The organism is Streptomyces sp. NPDC001843, from assembly GCF_042891955.1.
Classification (GTDB): domain Bacteria; phylum Actinomycetota; class Actinomycetes; order Streptomycetales; family Streptomycetaceae; genus Streptomyces.
Genome location: NZ_JBIATQ010000006.1, coordinates 376,000 through 397,377 on the forward strand (window position 1 = coordinate 376,000; position 21,378 = coordinate 397,377).

The window sequence follows — 21,378 nt, forward strand, 5'->3', positions numbered from 1 at the left end:
TCCCCCTCTTCATGAGGCCCCCCTCTTCACGAGGCTTCACGAGGACATCTGGACATGTACAAGTATTTCTTCCGTCTGGTTTTCAAACGGATGGACGCCGAGAAGGCGCACCATCTGGCCTTTCGCTGGATCCGGCTGGCCGTCCGCATCCCCGTGCTGCGCACCTTCGTCGCCGCGGCCCTCGCGCCCCGCTACAAGGAACTGCGCACCGAGGCGCTCGGGCTGCGCATGCACGGCCCCTTCGGGCTCGCCGCCGGCTTCGACAAGAACGCGGTCGCGATCGACGGCATGTCGATGCTGGGCTTCGACCACGTCGAGATCGGCACCGTCACGGGCGAGCCGCAGCCCGGCAACCCCAGGAAGCGGCTGTTCCGGCTCGTCGCCGATCGCGCACTGATCAACCGCATGGGCTTCAACAACGACGGCTCCCTGGCCGTCGCAGCCCGCCTCGCCACCCGTGAACCCGTGTTCAGGACGGTCGTGGGCGTGAACATCGGCAAGACCAAGGTCGTCCCGGAGGCCGAGGCGGTCGCCGACTACGTGAAGTCCGCCGAGCGGCTGGCGCCGTACGCGGACTACCTGGTCGTGAACGTCTCCTCGCCGAACACCCCCGGTCTGCGCAACCTGCAGGCCACCGAGGCGCTGCGCCCGCTGCTGAGCGCCGTGCGCGACGCCGCCGACCGGGTCGTGCCGGACCGCCGCGTGCCGCTGCTGGTGAAGATCGCGCCGGACCTCGCGGACGAGGACGTCGACGCGGTCGCCGACCTGGCCGTCGAGCTCGGCCTGGACGGGATCATCGCCACCAACACCACCATCGCGCGCGAGGGGCTCGGCCTGAAGTCCGTGCCTTCGCTGTCCAAGGAGGCCGGCGGACTGTCGGGAGCCCCGCTGAAGGCGCGCTCCCTGGAGGTGCTGCGCCGCCTCTACGCGCGCGTGGGCGACCGCATCACCCTGGTCGGCGTCGGCGGCGTCGAGAACGCCGAAGACGCCTGGCAGCGCATCCTGGCGGGCGCCACGCTCGTCCAGGGCTACAGCGCCTTCGTCTACGAGGGGCCCTTCTGGAGCCGGGCGATCCACAAGGGGCTGGCGGCCCGTCTGCGCAACAGCCCGTACGCCACCCTCGCCGACGCCGTCGGCGCCGACGTGAGGAAGACGGCATGACGGTTCAGGAAGCCTTCGGCGCACGCCTGCGCCGCGCCATGGACGAGCGCGGCCCGCTGTGCGTCGGCATCGACCCGCACGCGTCCCTGCTCGCCGAATGGGGCCTGAACGACGACGTCGCCGGGCTGGAGCGGTTCAGCCGCACGGTCGTCGAGGCGACGGCCGACCGGGTCGCCGTCCTCAAGCCGCAGAGCGCCTTCTTCGAGCGCTTCGGCTCCCGCGGCGTCGCCGTCCTGGAGGCGGCGGTACGGGAGGCGCGCGAGGCCGGCGCCCTGGTGGTGATGGACGCCAAGCGCGGCGACATCGGCTCGACCATGGCCGGGTACGCCGAGGCGTTCCTGCACAAGGACGCCCCGCTGTTCTCGGACGCCCTGACCGTCTCGCCGTACCTCGGCTACGGCTCCCTGAGCCCGGCCGTCGCGCTGGCCCGGGAGAGCGGCACGGGCCTGTTCGTCCTGGCCCTCACCTCCAACCCCGAGGGCGGCGAGGTGCAGCACGCGGTCCGTGCCGACGGGCGCGACGTGGGCGCGACGATGCTGGCCCACCTGGCGGCCGAGAACGCGGGGGAGGAGCCCCTGGGCTCGTTCGGCGCGGTGGTGGGCGCCACGCTCGGCGATCTGTCCTCGTACGACCTCGGCATCAACGGCCCCCTCCTCGCGCCAGGCGTCGGGGCCCAGGGGGCGACGGCAGCCGATCTTCCCCGGGTGTTCGGAACGGCGGTGCGCAACGTCGTACCGAACGTCAGCCGGGGTGTTCTGCGTCACGGTCCCGAGGTCGGGGCGCTGCGAGCGGCCGCTGAGCGGTTCGCGGACGAGATCCGGGCCGCCGTGGCGGACGCCTGAGTCCTCCGATGAGTGCTCGGGTGAGCGGCTCCGGAGCGGCTTGAGGGTGAATACATTCTCAAATCGGGGGCAGTATGTCTGAAATGTCCGGCCTGACGGAGGCTGACCAGGACTTTTCCGCTGTTCTCGCTGACTCTGGCGGACTTGCCCGCTAGTCTCCGAGCAGTGGGGACACCTCCCACGCCCTTCAGGCAGTGGGGGAGAACGGGCAGCGTGTTGCTCGTGGCTCCCCAGGTGTGGGGCGACTAGGTTCCTCACCGGTCCGTATCCGACAGTTCGACATCCGAGGTGACGTAGGCGTGGCTCTTCCGCCCCTTACCCCTGAACAGCGCGCAGCCGCGCTCGAAAAGGCCGCCGCGGCTCGCCGGGAGCGGGCCGAGGTCAAGAATCGACTCAAGCACTCCGGCGCCTCTCTTCACGAGGTCATCAAGCAGGGCCAGGAGAACGACGTCATCGGCAAGATGAAGGTCTCCGCCCTGCTCGAGTCCCTGCCGGGCGTGGGCAAGGTCCGCGCCAAGCAGATCATGGAGCGACTCGGTATCTCCGAGAGCCGCCGCGTGCGTGGCCTCGGTTCCAACCAGATCGCCTCCCTGGAGCGTGAGTTCGGTAGCACCGGCTCCTGAGTGACCGGGTGGTCCGGGACCGGCGTCCCGGGCACCCCGGCATTGCTGGAATAATCGCTGCATGGCTGCAACATTCCGGGGGACGACCCCCGAGCCCCCGGGCGTACGTCCGCGGCTGACCGTGCTCTCCGGCCCCTCCGGGGTCGGCAAGAGCACGGTCGTCGTCCATATGCGCAAGGAACATCCCGAGGTCTGGCTCTCGGTGTCGGCGACCACCCGCAAGCCACGCCCCGGCGAGCAGCACGGCGTCCACTACTTCTTCGTCACCGACGAGGAGATGGACAAGCTGATCGCCAACGGCGAGCTGCTGGAGTGGGCCGAATTCGCCGGCAACCGCTACGGCACGCCCCGCCAGGCCGTGCTGGAGCACCTGGAGGCCGGTGTGCCGGTCCTCCTGGAGATCGACCTCCAGGGTGCCCGGCAGGTCCGGGAGACCATGCCCGAGGCGCAGCTGGTGTTCCTGGCCCCTCCCTCCTGGGAGGAGCTCGTGCGCAGGCTCACCGGCCGGGGCACGGAGCCGCCCGAGGTGATCGAGCGTCGCCTGGACGCGGCCAAGGTCGAGCTGGCGGCCGAGCCGGAGTTCGACGAGACTCTGGTCAACACCTCCGTCGAGGACGTGGCGCGCGAGCTGCTAGCCTTGATGGACGTTGTGTGATCGTGAAGATCACCCTCAACTGATTCTTTCCCATCCATCGGAAGGTAGAGCGTGTCCTCTTCCATCACCGCGCCCGAGGGCATCATCAACCCGCCGATCGACGAGCTCCTCGAGGCCACCGACTCGAAGTACAGCCTCGTGATCTACGCGGCCAAGCGGGCCCGCCAGATCAACGCGTACTACTCGCAGCTCGGCGAGGGCCTCCTCGAGTACGTCGGTCCGCTCGTGGACACCCACGTCCACGAGAAGCCGCTCTCCATCGCCCTGCGCGAGATCAACGCCGGTCTGCTGACCTCCGAGGCCATCGAGGGCCCGGCGCAGTAGTACCTTCAGATCGCAGTTGGTTTATCCACAGGCCCGGCAGTGCTCCTGCCGGGCCTGTGGTGTGTGATGGACCCGTACGTTGCCGAGCCGGGGAGAGACGGTGGACAAGTCGGTGGACAAGCCCAAGGTCGTTCTGGGGGTCAGTGGCGGTATCGCCGCGTACAAGGCCTGTGAGCTGCTGAGAAGGTTCACGGAGTCGGGCCATGACGTACGGGTGGTCCCCACCGCCTCCGCGCTGCACTTCGTCGGCGCCGCCACCTGGTCCGCCCTGTCCGGCAACCCGGTCTCCACCGAGGTCTGGGACGACGTCCAGGAGGTGCCGCACGTCCGCATCGGCCAGCAGGCCGACCTCGTGGTCGTCGCCCCCGCCACCGCCGACATGCTCGCCAAGGCGGCCCACGGCCTCGCCGACGACCTGCTGACCAACACACTCCTCACGGCACGCTGCCCGGTCGTCTTCGCCCCGGCCATGCACACCGAGATGTGGGAGCACCCGGCCACCCAGGAGAACGTGGCGACACTGCGCCGCCGGGGCGCCCTCGTGATCGAACCGGCGGTCGGCCGCCTGACCGGCGTCGACACGGGCAAGGGGCGGCTGCCCGATCCCGGAGAGATCTTCGAGGTCTGCCGCCGGGTCCTGGCCAGGGGAGTGACGGAGCCGGACCTCGCCGGCCGGCACGTCGTCGTCAGCGCCGGCGGCACCCGTGAGCCCCTCGATCCGGTCCGCTTCCTCGGCAACCGCTCCTCCGGCAAGCAGGGCTACGCCCTCGCCCGCACCGCCGCCGCCCGGGGCGCACGGGTGACACTGATCGCCGCCAACACCGGCGGTCTGCCGGACCCTGCCGGAGTGGACGTCGTACCCGTCGGCACGGCGCTCCAGCTGCGCGAGGCCGTGCTGAAGGCGGCCGGTGACGCCGACGCCGTGGTCATGGCCGCGGCCGTGGCCGATTTCCGGCCGGCGACCTACGCGGCAGGGAAGATCAAGAAGAAGGACGACCAGGACCCGGAGCCGGTCGCCCTCGTACGTAATCCGGACGTCCTGGCGGAGATATCGGCCGAACGGCCCCGGACCGGACAGGTGATCGTCGGCTTCGCCGCCGAGACGGACGACGTCCTCGCCAACGGCCGGAAGAAACTGGCACGCAAGGGCTGCGACCTCCTCGTGGTGAACGAGGTGGGGGAACGCAAGACGTTCGGCTCCGAGGAGAACGAGGCCGTCGTACTCGGCGCCGACGGCAGTGAGACGCCCGTACCGCACGGACCGAAAGAGGCCCTCGCGGAGATCGTGTGGGACCTTGTCGCCGAGCGGCTGAACTGACCGCTCCGCCCTTCGATTCGGCCGTTCGGCGGTCTCTTCGAGGACGGGATTGTCGCGTGGCGGCCCTGGCCAAGGCCGCCGCGTATTGGGCAGAATGCCCGTGCCGCAGGTCACAGGGCTCCCGAGAGGTGAGACATGTGGCCCGTGGGCAGACTGCCACCGATAAACTGTTTCTCGGACGATGCCGGGCGCAGCTCCCCGCGTCGTCCGTCAATGATCAGCCAGCAGCCGCTGCAAACCCAGGGAGCGTTGTGTCCCGTCGCCTGTTCACCTCGGAGTCCGTGACCGAAGGTCACCCCGACAAGATCGCTGACCAGATCAGCGACACCATTCTCGACGCGCTCCTGCGCGAGGACCCGACCTCCCGGGTCGCCGTCGAGACGCTGATCACCACGGGTCTGGTCCACGTGGCCGGCGAGGTCACCACCAAGACCTACGCGGACATCGCGACCCTGGTCCGCAACAAGATCCTCGAGATCGGCTACGACTCCTCGAAGAAGGGCTTCGACGGCGCCTCCTGCGGCGTGTCCGTCTCGATCGGCGCGCAGTCCCCGGACATCGCGCAGGGCGTGGACACGGCCTACGAGTCCCGGGTCGAGGGCGACGACGACGAGCTCGACCGGCAGGGCGCCGGCGACCAGGGCCTGATGTTCGGTTACGCGGCCGACGAGACGCCCACCCTGATGCCGCTGCCGATCTTCCTGGCGCACCGGCTGTCGAAGCGCCTGTCCGACGTCCGCAAGAACGGCACGATCCCCTACCTGCGTCCGGACGGCAAGACGCAGGTCACCATCGAGTACGACGGCGACAAGGCCGTCCGCCTCGACACGGTCGTCGTCTCCTCGCAGCACGCGAGCGACATCGACTTGGAGTCGCTGCTCGCGCCCGACATCCGTGAGTTCGTCGTCGAGGCCGAGCTGAAGGCGCTCCTCGACGAGGGCATCAAGCTTGAGACCGAGGGCTACCGCCTGCTGGTCAACCCCACCGGCCGCTTCGAGATCGGCGGCCCGATGGGCGACGCCGGCCTGACCGGCCGCAAGATCATCATCGACACCTACGGCGGCATGGCCCGCCACGGTGGCGGCGCCTTCTCCGGCAAGGACCCGTCCAAGGTGGACCGCTCGGCGGCGTACGCGATGCGCTGGGTCGCCAAGAACGTGGTCGCCGCGGGCCTGGCCTCCCGCTGCGAGGTCCAGGTCGCCTACGCCATCGGCAAGGCCGAGCCGGTCGGTCTGTTCGTCGAGACCTTCGGCACCCACAAGGTCGAGACCGAGAAGATCGAGAAGGCCATCGACGAGGTCTTCGACCTCCGCCCGGCCGCCATCATCCGCGACCTCGACCTGCTCCGTCCGATCTACGCCCAGACCGCGGCCTACGGCCACTTCGGCCGCGAGCTCCCCGACTTCACCTGGGAGCGCACGGACCGCGTGGACGCACTGCGCGCGGCCGCGGGCCTGTAGGTCCCCCGGCTTTCCGTCGGAGGCCCGGCTTCCCTTTTCCCTGGGGGAGCCGGGCCTCGGCGTGCGGGGGACCCGCCAGGTGCGGTGGTCAGGTGACAAGGGTCAGCCGGATCCGGCGGCGCTCGCGGTCGATCTCAAGGATCCTGACCCGTAGTTCCTGTCCCTCCCCGACGACCTGTCCACCCAGGTCCGAGACGTGCACCAGCCCCTCGGCGTCCTGGGCGATGCTGACGAACACCCCGAAGGGGAGAAGCTTGGTCACCCGGCCTGCTACGACGTCTCCTTCACACCACCCCGGCCGGTCCCAGGGATCCTCCTGGAGGGCCTTCAGCGAGATGACCACTTCGCCCTGGTTGGTATCGATGGTGATCACCTCGCCGACGACCCGCATTCCCGAGCGGACCACGTCCTCCGGATGATCGATGTGAGCCCATGTAAGGTCCGGAACGCGGATGAAACCCGTGCCCGGATAGGCGGGGTGCGGGGGCGCCCCGTCGAGGCGCACGAAGACCCCGAAGTTGTGCACGGCTGCCACCGTCCCCCTGACGACGTCCCCGAGCCGCGTGCGGAGCAGGTGGCGGTACAGGGCCCTGTCCTCACAGGCCCTGGCGTCGAGGGCGACGCTGTCACTCCTGTCGTCGCCGGACAGGACTTCCGCGGTGATCCGCTGCCCGACGGTCACCACGTCGGAAGGGTCCTCGAAGACGGTCCAGGTCAGCAGGTGCCTGGGAATGCGACCTGTCGGCACCTGCGGGTCGTCGCCGTCCAGCCGAACGATGACATGCTGCTCGCCGAAGCCGACCACCGTACCTGTCCGCAGCTCCGCGTGCGCGCGTGTGTCGAGCCGTTCGCGTAGTCCCTCCAGCGAGGTGGGCGTCGGTTCGGTCATGTGAGTGAGCCTAGGCGGCCGGTCCGGCGCACGTCGGTTGTCAGTGCCGTTTGGTAAGAATGCAAGTGTGAGCAGCGAGAACGGGCCGGGGGACGGCGGGGTCGAAGGGGCCGCGGCGGCGGAGCAGCTCGCGCTCATCCGGGAGGGTGTGCGGCAGGGGAAGGCGAAGGCGCCGCGGGCCAAGCCGCGTACCTGGCGGGGGGCCGCGCTGGCCGAGCGGCTGCCGGTCGCGCGGGTGCTGGTCGACAAGGGCGTGCTGCATCTCGACCGGTACTTCGACTACGCCGTGCCGGAGGAACTGGACGAGCAGGCCCAGCCCGGAGTGCGGGTGCGGGTGCGGTTCGGCGCCGGGCGGGGCCGGGTCCGGGAAGGGCGCCGGGAGGGCGGCGGGCTCATCGACGGGTTCCTCGTCGAGCGACGGGCCGAGTCCGACTACGCGGGGCCGCTGGCGGCGCTGGCCCAGGTGGTCTCGCCCGAGCCCGTGCTGAGCGAGGAGCTGCTTGGGCTGGCCCGGGCCGTCGCCGACCGGTACGCGGGCAGTCTCGCCGACGTGCTGCAGCTCGCCGTGCCGCCGCGCAGCGCGCGGGCCGAGCAGCGGCCGTCACCGGAACCCCTGCCGCCGCCCACGGCGCCCGGCACCGGGTCGTGGAGCCGGTACGAGCACGGGGCCGCGTTCCTGGAATCGTTGGCCTCGGGCGGCTCACCGCGAGCCGTGTGGAACGCCTTGCCGGGACCCGGGTGGAGCGAGGAGCTGGCCCGGGCCGTCGCCGCGACCCTCGCCTCGGGACGCGGCGCCCTCGTCGTCGTACCGGACGGGCGGGCGGCCTCTCGGGTCGACGCCGCGCTGACCGCACTGCTCGGCGAGGGGCGGCATGCAGTCCTCACCGCCGACGCCGGGCCCGAGAAGCGGTATGCGCAGTGGCTCGCCGTGCGGCGCGGGTCGGTGCGGGCCGTGGTCGGGACGCGGGCCGCCATGTTCGCGCCGGTACGGGACCTCGGGCTCGTCGCCGTATGGGACGACGGGGACGACAGCCACAGCGAGCAGCACGCTCCGCAGCCGCACGCCCGTGATGTGCTGCTGCTGCGCGCCGCTCTGGACAAGTGCGGTTTCCTGCTGGGCAGTTGGTCCTCCACCGTGGAGGCGGCGCAGCTCGTGGAGAGCGGCTGGGCCCGGCCCTTGGTCGCGGGCCGGGAGGCGGTACGGCGGACCGCTCCCCTGGTGCGTACGGTCGGGGACGGCGACCTGGCCCGGGACGAGGCCGCCCGGGCGGCCCGGCTGCCGACGCTCGCCTGGCAGGTGGCCCGCGAGGGACTGCGGCACGGGCCGGTCCTGGTGCAGGTGCCCCGGCGGGGCTATGTGCCGCGCATGGCCTGTGCGCAGTGCCGGGCGCCCGCACGCTGCCGGCACTGCTCCGGGCCGCTCCAGGCCCAGCAGTCCGGGGCGCTCGGCTGCGACTGGTGCGGGCGTGAGGAGGGCGCCTGGCACTGCCCGGAGTGCGGGGGATTCCGGCTGCGTGCCCAGGTGGTGGGGGCCCGGCGGACGGCCGAGGAACTGGGCCGGGCGTTTCCCGCCGTACCCGTGCGGACCTCGGGCCGCGAGCACGTGCTGGACACGGTCCCGGACGCACCCGCCCTGGTGGTGAGCACCCCGGGGGCGGAGCCGGTCGCCGAGGGCGGCTACGCGGCGGCCCTGCTGCTGGACGGCTGGACCATGCTCGGCCGGCCCGACCTGCGCGCCGGAGAGGACGCGCTGCGCCGCTGGATCGGGGCCGCGGCGCTGGTGCGGCCGCAGGGCGACGGCGGGACCGTGGTCGTCGTCGCCGAGCCCACGCTGCGGCCCGTGCAGGCCCTGGTGCGCTGGGACCCCATCGGGCACGCGGTCCGGGAGCTGGCCGAGCGCGCCGAGCTCGGATTCCCGCCCGTGTCGCGGATGGCTGCCGTGTCGGGGACGGCACAGGCCGTGGCGGAGTTCCTCGGCACGGTGGAACTGCCGCCGGACGCCGAGGTACTGGGGCCCGTTCCGGTGCCGGCCACTCCCGCCGGGCGGCCCCGACGTCCCGGGGCGCCGCCTCCCGGGGAGCACTGGGAGCGGGCGCTGGTCCGGGTGCCACCCGGCAGCGGGGCCGCGCTCGCGTCCGCCCTGAAGGCGGCACAGGCCGCGCGGATGGCGCGGGGTAACGGCCAGACGCCGGTCCGGGTGCGGATCGACCCGCCGGACATCGGGTGAGCCGACGGGCCGGCCGGCGCACCGGGAAGGAACTGGGCGCCCCCGGCGTCAGCCGTTGCGCGGGCCGGGGAAGGCCGTGGTCCGGGCGTCTTCGCGGAACGTGGGACCGCCCGCGGTCGGCTGGGTCGGCATCGAGCGGGCCGCCGGGACCGTCGGCACCGGGGGCAGACTGGTGTTCACACTGATCGTCCGGGTGCCCGAGGCCTCCGTCGAGCGCTCGGCCTCCGCAGCCGCCTGCGCCGCGGCACGGCGGGCGCCGTAACGGCGGTGGACCGCCTGCTTGGTGACCCCGAGGGCGGAGCCCACCGCGTCCCACGAGAAACCGAGTGAGCGGTCGAAGTCCACGGCGGCCGTGACCAGCGTCTCGACACTGTCCCGCAGTTCCTGGGCGAGACGGACCGTCGGGGCTGGGGCGCGTCCGTAGACGACGAAGCCCGTGGAGGGACCGGAGCGCCGCGGGCGGTAGACGTTGCCCAGCTGGGCGGTGAGCGTGCGCAGTGCGTCCACCTGCCGGCGGACCCGCTCGATGTCCCGCACCAGCAAGTGCAGGCTGGCCCGGGCCTGGGCGTCGTGGGTTGCGTGGTCGGCCATGAACAAGCCTCTCGAACCGGCGTTGAAAGGAATTGGGCCGCGAAAGCGGCCCGATGTGGTCAACTCTGTCTTGACCAACGCGTTTGCGCTCCGCTGGTAACGGGGTGGGGGCGTATGGGCTGGGGCGTACGCCGTTCTCCCGCCGGCGCACCACCTGTTTCCGGTCGGCCGGGAGGCTCGGGTCTCCCGTGGGGTTGTTCGTCGTCGTCGGCCGTCCGTCCGTGGGTGGTGATCACGGCATAGACTTGTGCGTTGCCCGTCAATCAACGCGCGAGAGGCCCGTTGCCACCCATGAAGCTCGTCTTCGCCGGTACCCCCGAGGTCGCCGTTCCCGCTCTCGACGCCCTTCTCGCCTCCGGGCGGCACGAGGTGGCCGCCGTCGTCACGCGGCCCGACGCGCCGGCCGGCCGGGGACGCAGGCTGGTCGCGTCTCCTGTGGCCGAACGCGCGATGGAGGCCGGGATCGAGGTGCTCAAGCCCGCCAAACCACGGGACCCGGAGTTCCTGGAGCGGCTGAGGGAGATCGCGCCCGACTGCTGTCCCGTCGTCGCCTACGGCGCCCTGCTGCCCAGGGTGGCCCTCGACATCCCCGTCCACGGCTGGGTCAACCTGCACTTCTCGCTGCTGCCCGCCTGGCGCGGAGCGGCTCCCGTGCAGCACGCCCTCATGGCGGGGGACGAGATCACCGGAGCCTCCACCTTCCTCATCGAGGAAGGGCTGGACTCGGGGCCGGTGTACGGGACGGTCACCGAGGAGATCAGGCCCACCGACACCAGCGGCGACCTGCTCACCCGGCTGGCGTTCGCGGGCGCCGGGCTGCTCGCCGCCACCATGGACGGCATCGAGGACGGCACGCTGAAGGCCGTACCGCAGCCCGCCGAGGGCATCACCGTCGCCCCCAAGATCACCGTCGAGGACGCGCAGGTCGACTGGTCGGCCCCCGCGCTCCGGGTGGACCGGGTCGTGCGCGGCTGCACCCCCGCGCCCGGCGCCTGGACCACGTTCCGCGGCGAGCGGCTCAAGCTCATCCACGTCACGCCGGTGCCCGAGCGGACCGACCTCGCCCCCGGCCGGCTGGCCGTGGGCAAGAACAGCGTGCACGTCGGCACCGGTTCGTACGCCGCCGAGCTGCTGTGGGTACAGGCCCAGGGCAAGAAGCCGATGCGCGCGGCGGACTGGGCCCGGGGCGTGCGGATCGCGGACGGGGAGACGCTGGGCGGCTGAGACGCCCGCCCGCCTTCGCAGGTGCCGGCCGGACGTAGGCTGGACACCGCACTCCATCCCACACCCGGAGCACCTTTTTCGTGAGCGACCAGCCCCGTCGGCCCCGCAAGCCCGCCAAGCCCTACCGCCGGCCCCAGAAGGACCCCGTCCGCATCCTCGCCTTCGAGGCGTTGCGTGCCGTGGACGAGCGCGACGCGTACGCCAACCTCGTGCTGCCGCCGCTGCTGAGGAAGGCGCGGGAGAGGGGCGACTTCGACGCCCGGGACGCGGCACTGGCCACGGAGCTGGTGTACGGGACGCTGCGCCGGCAGGGGACGTACGACGCCGTCATCGCCACCTGTGTCGACCGGCCGCTCAGGGAGGTCGACCCGCCCGTCCTCGACGTGCTCAGCCTCGGCGCGCACCAGCTGCTCGGAACGCGGATCCCCACGCACGCCGCCGTGTCCGCCTCCGTGGAGCTGGCCCGGGTCGTGCTCGGTGACGGGCGGGCGAAGTTCGTCAACGCGGTGCTGCGCAAGGTCGCGGGGGACGACCTCGACGGATGGCTGGCGAAGGTCGCGCCGCCCTACGACGAGGATCCCGAGGATCACCTCGCCGTGGTGCACTCCCACCCCCGCTGGGTCGTCTCCGCGCTGTGGGACTCGCTCGGCGGTGGCCGCGCCGGGATCGAGGACCTGCTGGCGGCCGACAACGAGCGGCCCGAGGTCACCCTCGTCGCCCGGCCCGGGCGCGCCACGACAGAGGAACTGCTCCGTGAGGAGGCCGCCGTACCCGGCCGCTGGTCGCCGTACGCCGTGCGGCTCACCGAGGGCGGGGAGCCGGGAGCCGTCGAGGCGGTGCGTGAGGGCCGGGCCGGCGTGCAGGACGAGGGCAGCCAGCTGGTCGCCCTCGCGCTGGCGAACGCGCCGCTGGAGGGACCGGACGGGAAGTGGCTCGACGGGTGTGCCGGGCCCGGCGGCAAGGCCGCGCTGCTGGCCGCTCTCGCCGCCGAGCGCGGGGCGGTGCTGCTGGCCTCCGAGAAGCAGCCGCACCGCGCCGGGCTGGTGGCCAAGGCCCTGGCCGGCAATCCCGGGCCGTACCAGGTCGTCGCCGCCGACGGAACCAGGCCGCCGTGGCGGCCCGGCACCTTCGACCGTGTGCTGGTGGACGTGCCGTGCACCGGTCTGGGCGCCCTGCGCCGGCGACCCGAGGCCCGGTGGCGGCGCCGCCCGGAGGACCTGCAGAACTTCGCGCCGTTGCAGCGCGCCCTGCTGCACGGCGCACTGGACTCGGTGCGGGTCGGCGGCGTCGTCGGCTACGCCACCTGCTCCCCGCACCTCGCCGAGACCCGGGCCGTGGTCGAGGACGTGCTGGGGCAACGCCCGGACACCGAACTCCTCGACGCCCGCCCCCTCCTGCCGGGTGTCCCGGCGCTCGGCGAGGGCCCGGACGTACAGCTGTGGCCCCATGTGCACGGCACCGACGCGATGTACCTGGCGCTGATCCGCCGCACCGGCTGACCGCCCGTCCGCCGAACCGGCCGCCTCGCGCGGCTGCGGCCGGTGGGTCGGGTGTGCGTGATGTGACGGGTCGGGGCGCGCTGGGGCGTCGACGCGTTGGTCCGCCGGGCCGGCCGGAAGGCGGTGGGCCGTCACGGGGCGGCGGGGAGGGAGGGCGACTCGCGTGGCGGATGCCCCGTGCCCAGCCGTGGGTCCCTGCTTCGCCAAGGGCGCCGTGCGCGGGTCGTCCGGCGGATCGGCCGGGCCGCGTGGGGCGACCGTCGCCTTGATCCCGGGCGGGGGCCGACCCCGGTGCGGCCGTCCGTCCCGGCCGGCGGCGACGCCGTGACCTGCCGTTTCTGGGCTGGGCCGGTGTGTGCCGGGAGGCCGGCGGGGCGCGCGGGGGGTGGAATGGGCGGCTGGGGAGCGTTCCAGGTCCGTACCGACGCGAACAACCGTGCAAGAACATGGCAGGCTTGGGTCATGGCCGTGCAGATCAACCCCAGCATCCTGTCCGCCGACTTCGCCCGCCTCGCGGACGAGGCCAAGGCGGTCCAGGGAGCCGACTGGCTCCACGTCGACGTCATGGACAACCACTTCGTCCCCAACCTCACGCTCGGCGTGCCGGTCGTGGAGTCCCTGGCCCGTGCGACGGACACGCCGCTGGACTGCCACCTGATGATCGAGGACGCGGATCGCTGGGCGCCGCAGTACGTGGAGGCGGGCGCCTCGTCCGTCACTTTCCACGTCGAGGCGGCCGCCGCACCCGTGCGGCTGGCCCGCGAGATCCGGGCCAAGGGCGCCCGCGCCGCCATGGCGCTCAAGCCCGCGACGCCCATCGAGCCGTACGAGGACCTGCTCCCCGAGCTCGACATGCTGCTGATCATGACGGTCGAGCCGGGCTTCGGCGGTCAGGCGTTCCTCGACATCATGCTCCCCAAGATCCGCCGCACCCGCGAGCTGATCGCCAAGCACGGCCTGGAACTGTGGTTGCAGGTCGACGGCGGCGTCTCGGCCTCGACGATCGAGCGGTGCGCGGACGCCGGAGCGGACGTCTTCGTCGCCGGTTCCGCCGTCTACGGGGCGAAGGACCCGGCAGAAGCGGTACGTGCACTACGCACCCAGGCCGAGGGGGCGACCGCCAGGGCCTCGTGGGCGTGCGACCACTAGACGGCCCTTGGGCCACAGCTATGTGAACGGCGCCCATCAGGGCAGATCAAGCGCGCCGAATCTGCAAGGATGAACGGCGAATCCAGAGTGTGAACAGCAGTGAGGAGATCGCCGTGTCGGGTATGTCGGCGGGCCGGTCAGCCATGCGGATGGGACCCGCTGAGCTGGTGCAGGCGGCGGCCATGGCCCGCCGCTTCTACCTCGAGGGAAAGTCCAAGATCCAGATCGCCGAGGAGTTCGGCGTCAGCCGCTTCAAGGTGGCCCGGGTACTTGAGACTGCCCTCGAAAGGGACCTCGTACGCATCGAGATCCGAGTCCCGGCCGAACTGGACGCCGAGCGCTCCGACGCGCTCCGCGCCCGCTACGGCCTCAGGCACGCCGTCGTGGTCGAGTCCCCGGCCGAGGCCGAGGAGACCCCCGACCCCGAGAACCTGGGGGAAGTCGCCGCCGACCTGCTCGGTGAGCTCGTGAACGAGGGGGACGTCCTGGGCCTGGCCTGGGGCCGGTCCACCATCCACATGGCGGCGGCCCTGGACCGGCTGCCGCCCTGCACGGTGGTGCAGCTGACGGGCGTGTACGACGCCGGGACCGCCGAGCGCGGCTCGGTCGAGGCCGTCCGCCGTGCCGCCCAGGTCTCCGGCGGCGACGCCCACCCCATCTACGCGCCGATGCTGCTGCCGGACACGGCCACCGCGGCGGCGCTGCGCCACCAGACGGGCATCGCCCGCGCCTTCGAGTACTTCGACAAGGTCACGGTCGCCTGCGTCTCCATCGGTTCCTGGGAGCCGGGCATCTCGACGGTCCACGACATGCTCAGGGACGACGAGCGGGCGCACTACGCCTCGCTCGGCGTCGCCGCGGAGATGTCCGCGCACCTCTTCGACGCCGAGGGCCGCAGGGTCGGACGGGACCTGGGGGAGCGGTGCATCACGGTCAAGGCCGACCAGCTCCGCCGCGTCCCCGAGGTCGTGGCGATCGCCGGCGGGCAGCGCAAGGCGGCGGCGATCGACGCGGTACTGCGCTCGGGGCTCGTCACCAGCCTGGTGACGGACACCTCCGCCGCGGACTACCTGATGACCGCCGGACCGACGCCGAAGCCCGCGCTCAACCGTGCGGACCCGGACGGCCCCTGACAGGACCGGTGACCCGGCCGTGGCCGGCCCGGTGCCGTCCCGGCCGGGGGCGCCGGCCGTTGGAGGTTCCTCCCAAGCCCCTCTGACCAGCCTGGATGTTTCGTCGGGGCATGGCACAGGGGCTCTCATGGGAGAATGAAGTACGTGCTCTTTCCCCCTGGCTGACCTGTCCGGGGGCCGCCTCCGAACGACTGGGATGTGCAGCACGTGCGTTTCCTCAATGACATCCGGCCCGCGTACGACCTGACGTACGACGACGTGTTCATGGTGCCGAGCCGCTCCGCGGTGGGTTCACGTCAGGGCGTGGACCTCAGCGCCCCGGACGGCACGGGCACCACCATCCCGCTCGTCGTCGCCAACATGACCGCCATCGCCGGCCGCCGCATGGCCGAGACGGTCGCCCGGCGCGGCGGCCTGGTGGTCATCCCGCAGGACATCCCGATCGACGTCGTCACCGATGTCATCACCTGGGTGAAGAGCCGCCACCTCGTCCTCGACACCCCCATCGTGCTGGCTCCGCACCAGACCGTCGCCGACGCGCTGTCCCTGCTGCCCAAGCGCGCGCACAACGCCGGTGTCGTCGTCGACGACCAGCAGCGGCCGATCGGTGTCGTCACCGACCGGGACCTGACCGGCGTCGACCGCTTCACCCAGCTCGAAGTGGTCATGTCCAAGGACCTGTTGCTGCTCGACGCCGACATCGACCCGACCGAGGCCTTCAACCGGCTCGACGGGGCCAACCGCCGCTACGCCCCGGCCGTCGACAAGGACGGCAGGCTGGCCGGCATCCTCACCCGCAAGGGCGCCCTGCGCGCGACCCTGTACACCCCCGCGACCGACGCTAGGGGCAGGCTGCGCGTCGCCGCCGCCGTCGGCATCAACGGCGACGTGGCGGGCAAGGCCAAGCAGCTGCTGGACGCCGGCGTGGACACGCTCGTCATCGACACCGCGCACGGCCACCAGGAGTCGATGATCAACGCGATCAAGCTGGTCCGCGACCTCGGCCCGCGGGTGCCGATCGCGGCCGGCAACATCGTCGCCGCCGAGGGCGTGCGCGACCTCGTCGAGGCGGGCGCCGACATCGTCAAGGTCGGCGTCGGCCCCGGGGCCATGTGCACCACCCGCATGATGACCGGCGTGGGCAGGCCGCAGTTCTCCGCCGTCCTCGAGTGCGCGGCCGAGGCGAGGAAGTACGGCAAGCACGTCTGGGCCGACGGTGGCGTCCGGCATCCGCGCGACGTGGCGATGGCCCTCGCGGCCGGGGCGTCCAACGTGATGATCGGCTCGTGGTTCGCCGGCACGTACGAGTCGCCCGGCGACCTCCAGCACGACGCGAACGGCCGCCCGTACAAGGAGTCGTTCGGCATGGCCTCCGCCCGGGCGGTGCGCAACCGCACCTCCGAGGAGTCGGCGTACGACCGCGCGCGCAAGGCTCTGTTCGAGGAGGGGATCTCCACCTCCCGCATGTTCCTCGACCCGGCCCGGCCGGGCGTCGAGGACCTGATCGACTCCATCATCGCCGGCGTCCGCTCCTCCTGCACCTACGCCGGTGCCGCCTCCCTGGAGGAGTTCGCAGAGAAGGCCGTCGTCGGCATCCAGAGCGCCGCCGGCTACGCCGAGGGCAAGCCGCTGCACGCCAGCTGGAGCTGACGCGACAGCCCGCTCCCCACTCGCAACGCCCGCACCATCCGAGAAGTGATCGACCCACTGTGCTGAACGAACTCGACGAACGCATCGTGCACGCCCTCGCCGAGGACGCCCGCCGCTCCTACGCGGACATCGGGCAGATGGTCGGCCTGTCCGCGCCCGCCGTGAAGCGGCGCGTGGACCGGCTGCGCGCCACCGGGGCCATCACCGGGTTCACCGTACGGGTGGACCCGGCGGCCCTCGGCTGGGAGACCGAGGGATTCATCGAGATCTACTGCCGGCGCAACACCTCGCCCGAGACCATCCGGCGGGGCCTCGAGCGCTACCAGGAGGTCGTCGCCGCCTCCACCGTCACCGGGGACGCCGACGCGATCGTCCAGGTCTTCGCCTCCGACATGCGCCACTTCGAGCGGGTGCTGGAGCGGATCGCGGGGGAGCCGTTCGTGGAGCGCACCAAGTCGGTCCTGGTGCTCTCACCGCTGCTCAGACGCTTCTCGTCGGGATCGCCGACCTGAGTCGAGCGGGCCGGGCTTCGCTCGCCGCCCGTGGACTCGCCGAGGCGACGCGCCCGGTCACCGCCACACAGCCGCGACCACCCGGTGCCGCCGCGTCGAGGCGGGGATCAGGCCCCGACGCGGGCACGGCGGGTCACGCCGCCCTTGTCCGTCGCGCGCCGACCCCGCGAACGCCCTCCGCTTCCCACCCCTTCCTCCCGACGCCCCGGCCGCCGTCCGGACGCCGCCGCGCGGCCGGGCGCCTGGTCAGCGGTGACCGGCGGACGGATGCCGGACAGCCGGGCGTCGAGTCGGCGGAGGACGCCGACCAGGCCGCCGCAGGAAGCCACCGAACGGCTACGGGAGCCTCAGTACCTCGTATTAGTGGCCGCACGAACCCATTGGCCGCCCTGTGACGCAACAGATCGCCGCTGGACGGCCAGGTCACGCAACGAACCGCTCATCGGCGCGCAACGGGTGCTTCTTGTCGGGCCGCGCCCGGCGACCGTACCGTCTAAGTGACCCCCGAGACCCTTCCGCCCCGGTGAGGACCACGCATGCGCACCGCCCTGCTCCAGAGCTCCGGCCGCCCCGGCTCCACCGTCGAGAACCTCAAGGTCCTCGACGAGGCCGCGGGCCGTGCCGCCGCCGCGGGTGCCGTGCTGCTGGCCGCGCCGGAGATGTTCCTCACCGGGTACGCGATCGGCGACGACATCGGCCGCCTCGCCGAGCCGGCCGACGGCGCCTCCGCCCACGCGATCGGCGAGATGGCCGCCCGGCACGGCCTGGCCATCGCCTACGGCTACCCGGAGCGGGACGGAGGGACCGTCTACAACTCCGCGCAGCTGGTCTCCGCCGACGGCACCCGTCTCGCGAACTACCGCAAGACCCACCTCTTCGGCTGCGCCGAGCGCGACCACTTCACCCCGGGCGAGAAGTCGCTCGTCCAGGCCCGGCTGGGCGACCTGACCGTCGGCATCATGATCTGCTACGACGTCGAGTTCCCGGAGAACGCCCGCGCCCACGCCCTGGCCGGCACCGACCTGCTGGTCGTGCCGACGGCGAACATGCACCCGTTCCAGTTCGTCGCCGAGGCCATGGTGCCGGTGCGTGCCTGGGAGAACCAGATGTACGTCGCGTACGTCAACCGGGTCGGGCACGAGGGCGAGTTCGAGTTCTTCGGACTCTCCGCCCTCGCCGGACCCGACGGCATCGCCCGCACCCGTGCCGGCCGCGGTGAGGAACTGGTCGTCGCCGACGTCGACCCCGTCCTCCTCGCCGCCTCCCGCGAGGCGAACCCGTACCTGAAGGACCGCCGCCCCGGTCTGTACGGGTCCCTGGTCTGACCCACCGATCCCCCGAGTCAGTCTTCTCTCGAGTCACCCCGCGCAAGGAGTCCCTACCCCATGACGTCCACGGTGCCCAACGCCGTCGAGCACGCAGACGAGCAGCAGCCGCCGATCACCATGTTCGGCCCGGACTTCCCCTACGCCTACGACGACTTCCTCGCTCACCCGGCGGGCCTCGGCCAGGTCCCCGCGACCGAGCACGGCACCGAGGTCGCGGTCATCGGCGGTGGCCTCTCCGGCGTCGTGGCCGCCTACGAGCTGATGAAGATGGGCCTCAAGCCCGTCGTGTACGAGGCCGACCGGATCGGCGGCCGGCTGCGGACGGTGGGCTTCGAGGGCTGCGACCCGTCGCTCACCGCCGAGATGGGCGCGATGCGCTTCCCGCCCTCCTCCACCGCCCTGCAGCACTACATCGACCTGGCGGGGCTCGAGACCCGGCCCTTCCCCAACCCGCTGGCCGAGGCGACGCCGTCGACCGTCGTCGACCTCAAGGGCGAGTCGCACTACGCCGAGACCATCGACGACCTGCCGCAGGTCTACCGAGATGTCGCCGAGGCCTGGAACAGGTGCCTCGAAGAGGGCGCCGACTTCTCCGACATGAACCGCGCCATACGCGAACGGGACGTGCCGCGCATCCGCGAGATCTGGGCGAGGCTCGTCGAGAAGCTCGACAACGAGACCTTCTACGGCTTCCTCTGCCACTCCGAGGCCTTCAAGTCCTTCCGGCACCGCGAGATCTTCGGCCAGGTCGGCTTCGGCACCGGCGGCTGGGACACCGACTTCCCCAACTCCATCCTGGAGATCCTCCGCGTCGTCTACACCGAGGCCGACGACCACCACCGCGGCATCGTCGGCGGCTCCCAGCAGCTGCCGCTGCGCCTGTGGGAGCGCGAGCCGGAGAAGATCGTCCACTGGCCGTACGGCACCTCACTGAAGTCCCTGCACGTCGACGGCGAGCCCCGCCCGGCCGTGATCCGGCTGCACCGCACCGCGGGCAACCGGATCACCGTGACGGACGCGAACGGCGACATCCGCACCTACAAGGCCGCGATCTTCACCGCCCAGTCCTGGATGCTGCTGTCCAAGATCGCCTGCGACGACTCGCTCTTCCCGATCGACCACTGGACGGCGATCGAGCGCACCCACTACATGGAGAGCTCGAAGCTGTTCGTCCCCGTCGACCGGCCGTTCTGGCTCGACAAGGCCGTCGACGACAGGGGGAACCCGACCGGCCGGGACGTCATGTCGATGACGCTCACCGACCGCATGACCCGCGGCACCTACCTCCTCGACGACGGCCCGGACAAGCCCGCCGTCATCTGCCTGTCGTACACGTGGTGCGACGACAGCCTGAAGTGGCTGCCGCTGTCCGCGAACGAGCGGATGGAGGTCATGCTGAAGTCGCTCGGCGAGATCTACCCGAACGTCGACATCAGGAAGCACATCATCGGCAGCCCCGTGACGGTCTCCTGGGAGAACGAGCCCTACTTCATGGGCGCGTTCAAGGCCAACCTGCCCGGCCACTACCGCTACCAGCGGCGCCTGTTCACGCACTTCATGCAGGACCGGCTGCCCGAGGACAAGCGGGGCATCTTCCTGGCCGGCGACGACATCTCCTGGACGGCCGGCTGGGCCGAGGGGGCGGTCCAGACCGCGCTGAACGCGGTCTGGGGCGTCATGCACCACCTCGGCGGCGCCACCGACCCGGGCAACCCCGGGCCGGGCGACGTCTACGACGAGATCGCGCCGGTCGAGCTCCCGGAGGACTGAGCCCTACGGGAGCCCGGGGGCTCACACCCCGGCCGCGCGCGCCTTCTCGTAGACCTCGGCGGCGACGTCCTTGAGCTCCTCGGCGTCGCGGGTGCCGTCCTGGAGGTCGACGAAGATCTCGTCGAGACCGACCTCGGCGTGCGCGGCCAGGTCCTCCACGATCTGGTCGACGCTGCCCTGGAAGGGCCGCCGGTCGGCGCCGGAGTAACCCTGGGCCTGGTAGGCCGCGTTGGTGCGCAGAACCGTCTGGATCGGTTCGGTGCGCCCCCGTTCCGCGGCCAGCTCCTGGAGCTCGCGCCACTGCGCCTCGAGGGTTTCGGCACCCATGCCCACCGGCATCCAGCCCTCGGCGTGGTCGACGAGGCGGCGCTGCGCCTTCTTCGACATCGCGGCGAGCAGGATCGGGATCGGGCGGGCGGGCTTGGGGCCGACCACGGCGGACGCGATCTTCGTGACGCGTCCGTCGTAGACCACCGGATCGGGGCCCCACACCGCCCGGCACACCTCGATCAGCTCGTCCAGGACCTGCCCGCGCTCCTCGAAGGGCCGTACCGACGCGGCCGCGTACTCGTCGAAGGACCAGCCGGTGCCGAGGCCCGCCACCACACGGCCGCCGCTCGCCGCGTCCAGGGTGGCGAGGGCCTTGGCGAGCTGGAACGGCACGTGCAGCGGGGCGACCAGCACGCTGGTGCCCAGACGGGCCCGCTCGGTCGCCGCGGCGGCGAGGGTGAGGGTGACCAGCGGCTCGGCGACCCCCCGGTAGCCGTCGGGCCAGGGGAGGCCCTCGATGCCGTAGAGGCCCTGCGTGGCGGGGTCGGGGACCAGGAGCCGCTCGTACACCCAGAGGCTCTCGTAACCGATCCGCTCGGCGGCGCGCGCCACGTCGGGCACGTCCCGTCCGAGGTCGTACTGCTTGTTCTGGGGAAGAGCGAGTCCGAGCCGCGTCGCCATGCCCTGTACTCCTTTGCAGAAGGTCGCTTTGTGTCGAACGTACAACGTTCACACCGGAGTTGAGGGGTCGAA

19 protein-coding genes are annotated in these 21,378 nt (G+C 71.9%); 16 read left to right on the plus strand and 3 right to left on the minus strand.

The features are described from left to right. Window positions 1-54 precede the first annotated feature (54 nt). The 7 genes from ACFYZQ_RS18295 (at window position 55) to metK (ending at window position 6,383) form a co-directional block, all read left to right on the plus strand. Window positions 55-1,161, plus strand: a complete 1,107-nt coding sequence (locus tag ACFYZQ_RS18295) for a quinone-dependent dihydroorotate dehydrogenase (protein ID WP_389148249.1) — start codon at window positions 55-57, stop codon at window positions 1,159-1,161. Further along, a complete protein-coding gene (pyrF, locus tag ACFYZQ_RS18300; protein WP_389148252.1) occupies window positions 1,158-2,003 on the plus strand; it encodes an orotidine-5'-phosphate decarboxylase in 846 nt (281 codons plus the stop codon). Before ACFYZQ_RS18295 ends, pyrF begins: the two co-directional genes overlap by 4 nt. A 299-nt stretch (window positions 2,004-2,302) precedes the next feature. Continuing rightward, complete coding sequence (locus ACFYZQ_RS18305) at window positions 2,303-2,626, plus strand: integration host factor (protein ID WP_003977346.1); 324 nt, start codon at window positions 2,303-2,305, stop codon at window positions 2,624-2,626. A gap of 61 nt (window positions 2,627-2,687) precedes the next feature. Continuing rightward, window positions 2,688-3,281, plus strand: a complete 594-nt coding sequence (gene gmk / locus ACFYZQ_RS18310) for a guanylate kinase (protein ID WP_389148255.1) — start codon at window positions 2,688-2,690, stop codon at window positions 3,279-3,281. 51 nt (window positions 3,282-3,332) lie between these two features. Next, entirely contained in the window at window positions 3,333-3,605 is a 273-nt protein-coding gene (gene rpoZ / locus ACFYZQ_RS18315) for a DNA-directed RNA polymerase subunit omega (protein WP_005319902.1), read from the plus strand. 112 nt (window positions 3,606-3,717) lie between these two features. Then, a complete protein-coding gene (gene coaBC, locus ACFYZQ_RS18320; RefSeq protein ID WP_389148491.1) occupies window positions 3,718-4,923 on the plus strand; it encodes a bifunctional phosphopantothenoylcysteine decarboxylase/phosphopantothenate--cysteine ligase CoaBC in 1,206 nt (401 codons plus the stop codon). Between the two features lie 251 nt (window positions 4,924-5,174). Next, window positions 5,175-6,383 carry a methionine adenosyltransferase gene (gene metK / locus ACFYZQ_RS18325; RefSeq protein WP_388794320.1) on the plus strand — a complete coding sequence of 403 codons (1,209 nt, stop codon included), beginning with the start codon at window positions 5,175-5,177 and terminating at the stop codon, window positions 6,381-6,383. Window positions 6,384-6,471: 88 nt separating this feature from the next. Here the strand turns inward: metK and ACFYZQ_RS18330 are convergent, their stop codons facing one another. Further along, window positions 6,472-7,272, minus strand: coding sequence for a S1 RNA-binding domain-containing protein (locus ACFYZQ_RS18330; protein ID WP_389148258.1), 801 nt, complete (start codon window positions 7,270-7,272; stop codon window positions 6,472-6,474). A 67-nt stretch (window positions 7,273-7,339) separates the two neighbouring features. Between ACFYZQ_RS18330 and ACFYZQ_RS18335 the strand changes: the two genes are divergently transcribed. Next, window positions 7,340-9,499, plus strand: coding sequence for a primosomal protein N' (locus ACFYZQ_RS18335; RefSeq protein ID WP_389148261.1), 2,160 nt, complete (start codon window positions 7,340-7,342; stop codon window positions 9,497-9,499). Between the two features lie 48 nt (window positions 9,500-9,547). On the opposite strand, the gene ACFYZQ_RS18340 is transcribed toward ACFYZQ_RS18335, so the two are convergent. Then, a complete protein-coding gene (locus ACFYZQ_RS18340; protein WP_389148263.1) occupies window positions 9,548-10,090 on the minus strand; it encodes a hypothetical protein in 543 nt (180 codons plus the stop codon). 291 nt (window positions 10,091-10,381) lie between these two features. Here ACFYZQ_RS18340 and fmt point away from each other — a divergent pair, with 291 nt between their 5' ends. From fmt to ACFYZQ_RS18380, 8 genes are all read left to right on the plus strand, one after another. Then, entirely contained in the window at window positions 10,382-11,314 is a 933-nt protein-coding gene (fmt, locus tag ACFYZQ_RS18345; RefSeq protein WP_389148266.1) for a methionyl-tRNA formyltransferase, read from the plus strand. An 80-nt stretch (window positions 11,315-11,394) separates the two neighbouring features. Beyond that, complete coding sequence (locus ACFYZQ_RS18350; RefSeq protein WP_389148269.1) at window positions 11,395-12,813, plus strand: RsmB/NOP family class I SAM-dependent RNA methyltransferase; 1,419 nt, start codon at window positions 11,395-11,397, stop codon at window positions 12,811-12,813. Window positions 12,814-13,275: 462 nt separating this feature from the next. After that, complete coding sequence (gene rpe / locus ACFYZQ_RS18355) at window positions 13,276-13,962, plus strand: ribulose-phosphate 3-epimerase (protein WP_389148272.1); 687 nt, start codon at window positions 13,276-13,278, stop codon at window positions 13,960-13,962. A gap of 89 nt (window positions 13,963-14,051) precedes the next feature. Beyond that, the gene (locus tag ACFYZQ_RS18360) at window positions 14,052-15,095 is read left to right on the plus strand and encodes a sugar-binding transcriptional regulator (protein ID WP_388794299.1); all 1,044 of its coding nucleotides are present in this window, start codon (window positions 14,052-14,054) and stop codon (window positions 15,093-15,095) included. A 207-nt stretch (window positions 15,096-15,302) separates the two neighbouring features. Beyond that, a complete protein-coding gene (locus tag ACFYZQ_RS18365) occupies window positions 15,303-16,745 on the plus strand; it encodes a GuaB1 family IMP dehydrogenase-related protein (protein ID WP_389148275.1) in 1,443 nt (480 codons plus the stop codon). 59 nt (window positions 16,746-16,804) lie between these two features. Beyond that, window positions 16,805-17,257 carry an Lrp/AsnC family transcriptional regulator gene (locus ACFYZQ_RS18370; RefSeq protein ID WP_389148278.1) on the plus strand — a complete coding sequence of 151 codons (453 nt, stop codon included), beginning with the start codon at window positions 16,805-16,807 and terminating at the stop codon, window positions 17,255-17,257. Window positions 17,258-17,793: 536 nt separating this feature from the next. After that, window positions 17,794-18,582, plus strand: coding sequence for a carbon-nitrogen hydrolase family protein (locus tag ACFYZQ_RS18375; protein ID WP_389148280.1), 789 nt, complete (start codon window positions 17,794-17,796; stop codon window positions 18,580-18,582). 60 nt (window positions 18,583-18,642) lie between these two features. Further along, complete coding sequence (locus ACFYZQ_RS18380; protein ID WP_389148283.1) at window positions 18,643-20,355, plus strand: flavin monoamine oxidase family protein; 1,713 nt, start codon at window positions 18,643-18,645, stop codon at window positions 20,353-20,355. Between the two features lie 21 nt (window positions 20,356-20,376). Here ACFYZQ_RS18380 and ACFYZQ_RS18385 read toward each other — a convergent pair whose 3' ends face one another. Continuing rightward, window positions 20,377-21,306, minus strand: a complete 930-nt coding sequence (locus ACFYZQ_RS18385; RefSeq protein ID WP_389148286.1) for an LLM class F420-dependent oxidoreductase — start codon at window positions 21,304-21,306, stop codon at window positions 20,377-20,379. Between the last annotated feature and the right edge of the window lie 72 nt (window positions 21,307-21,378).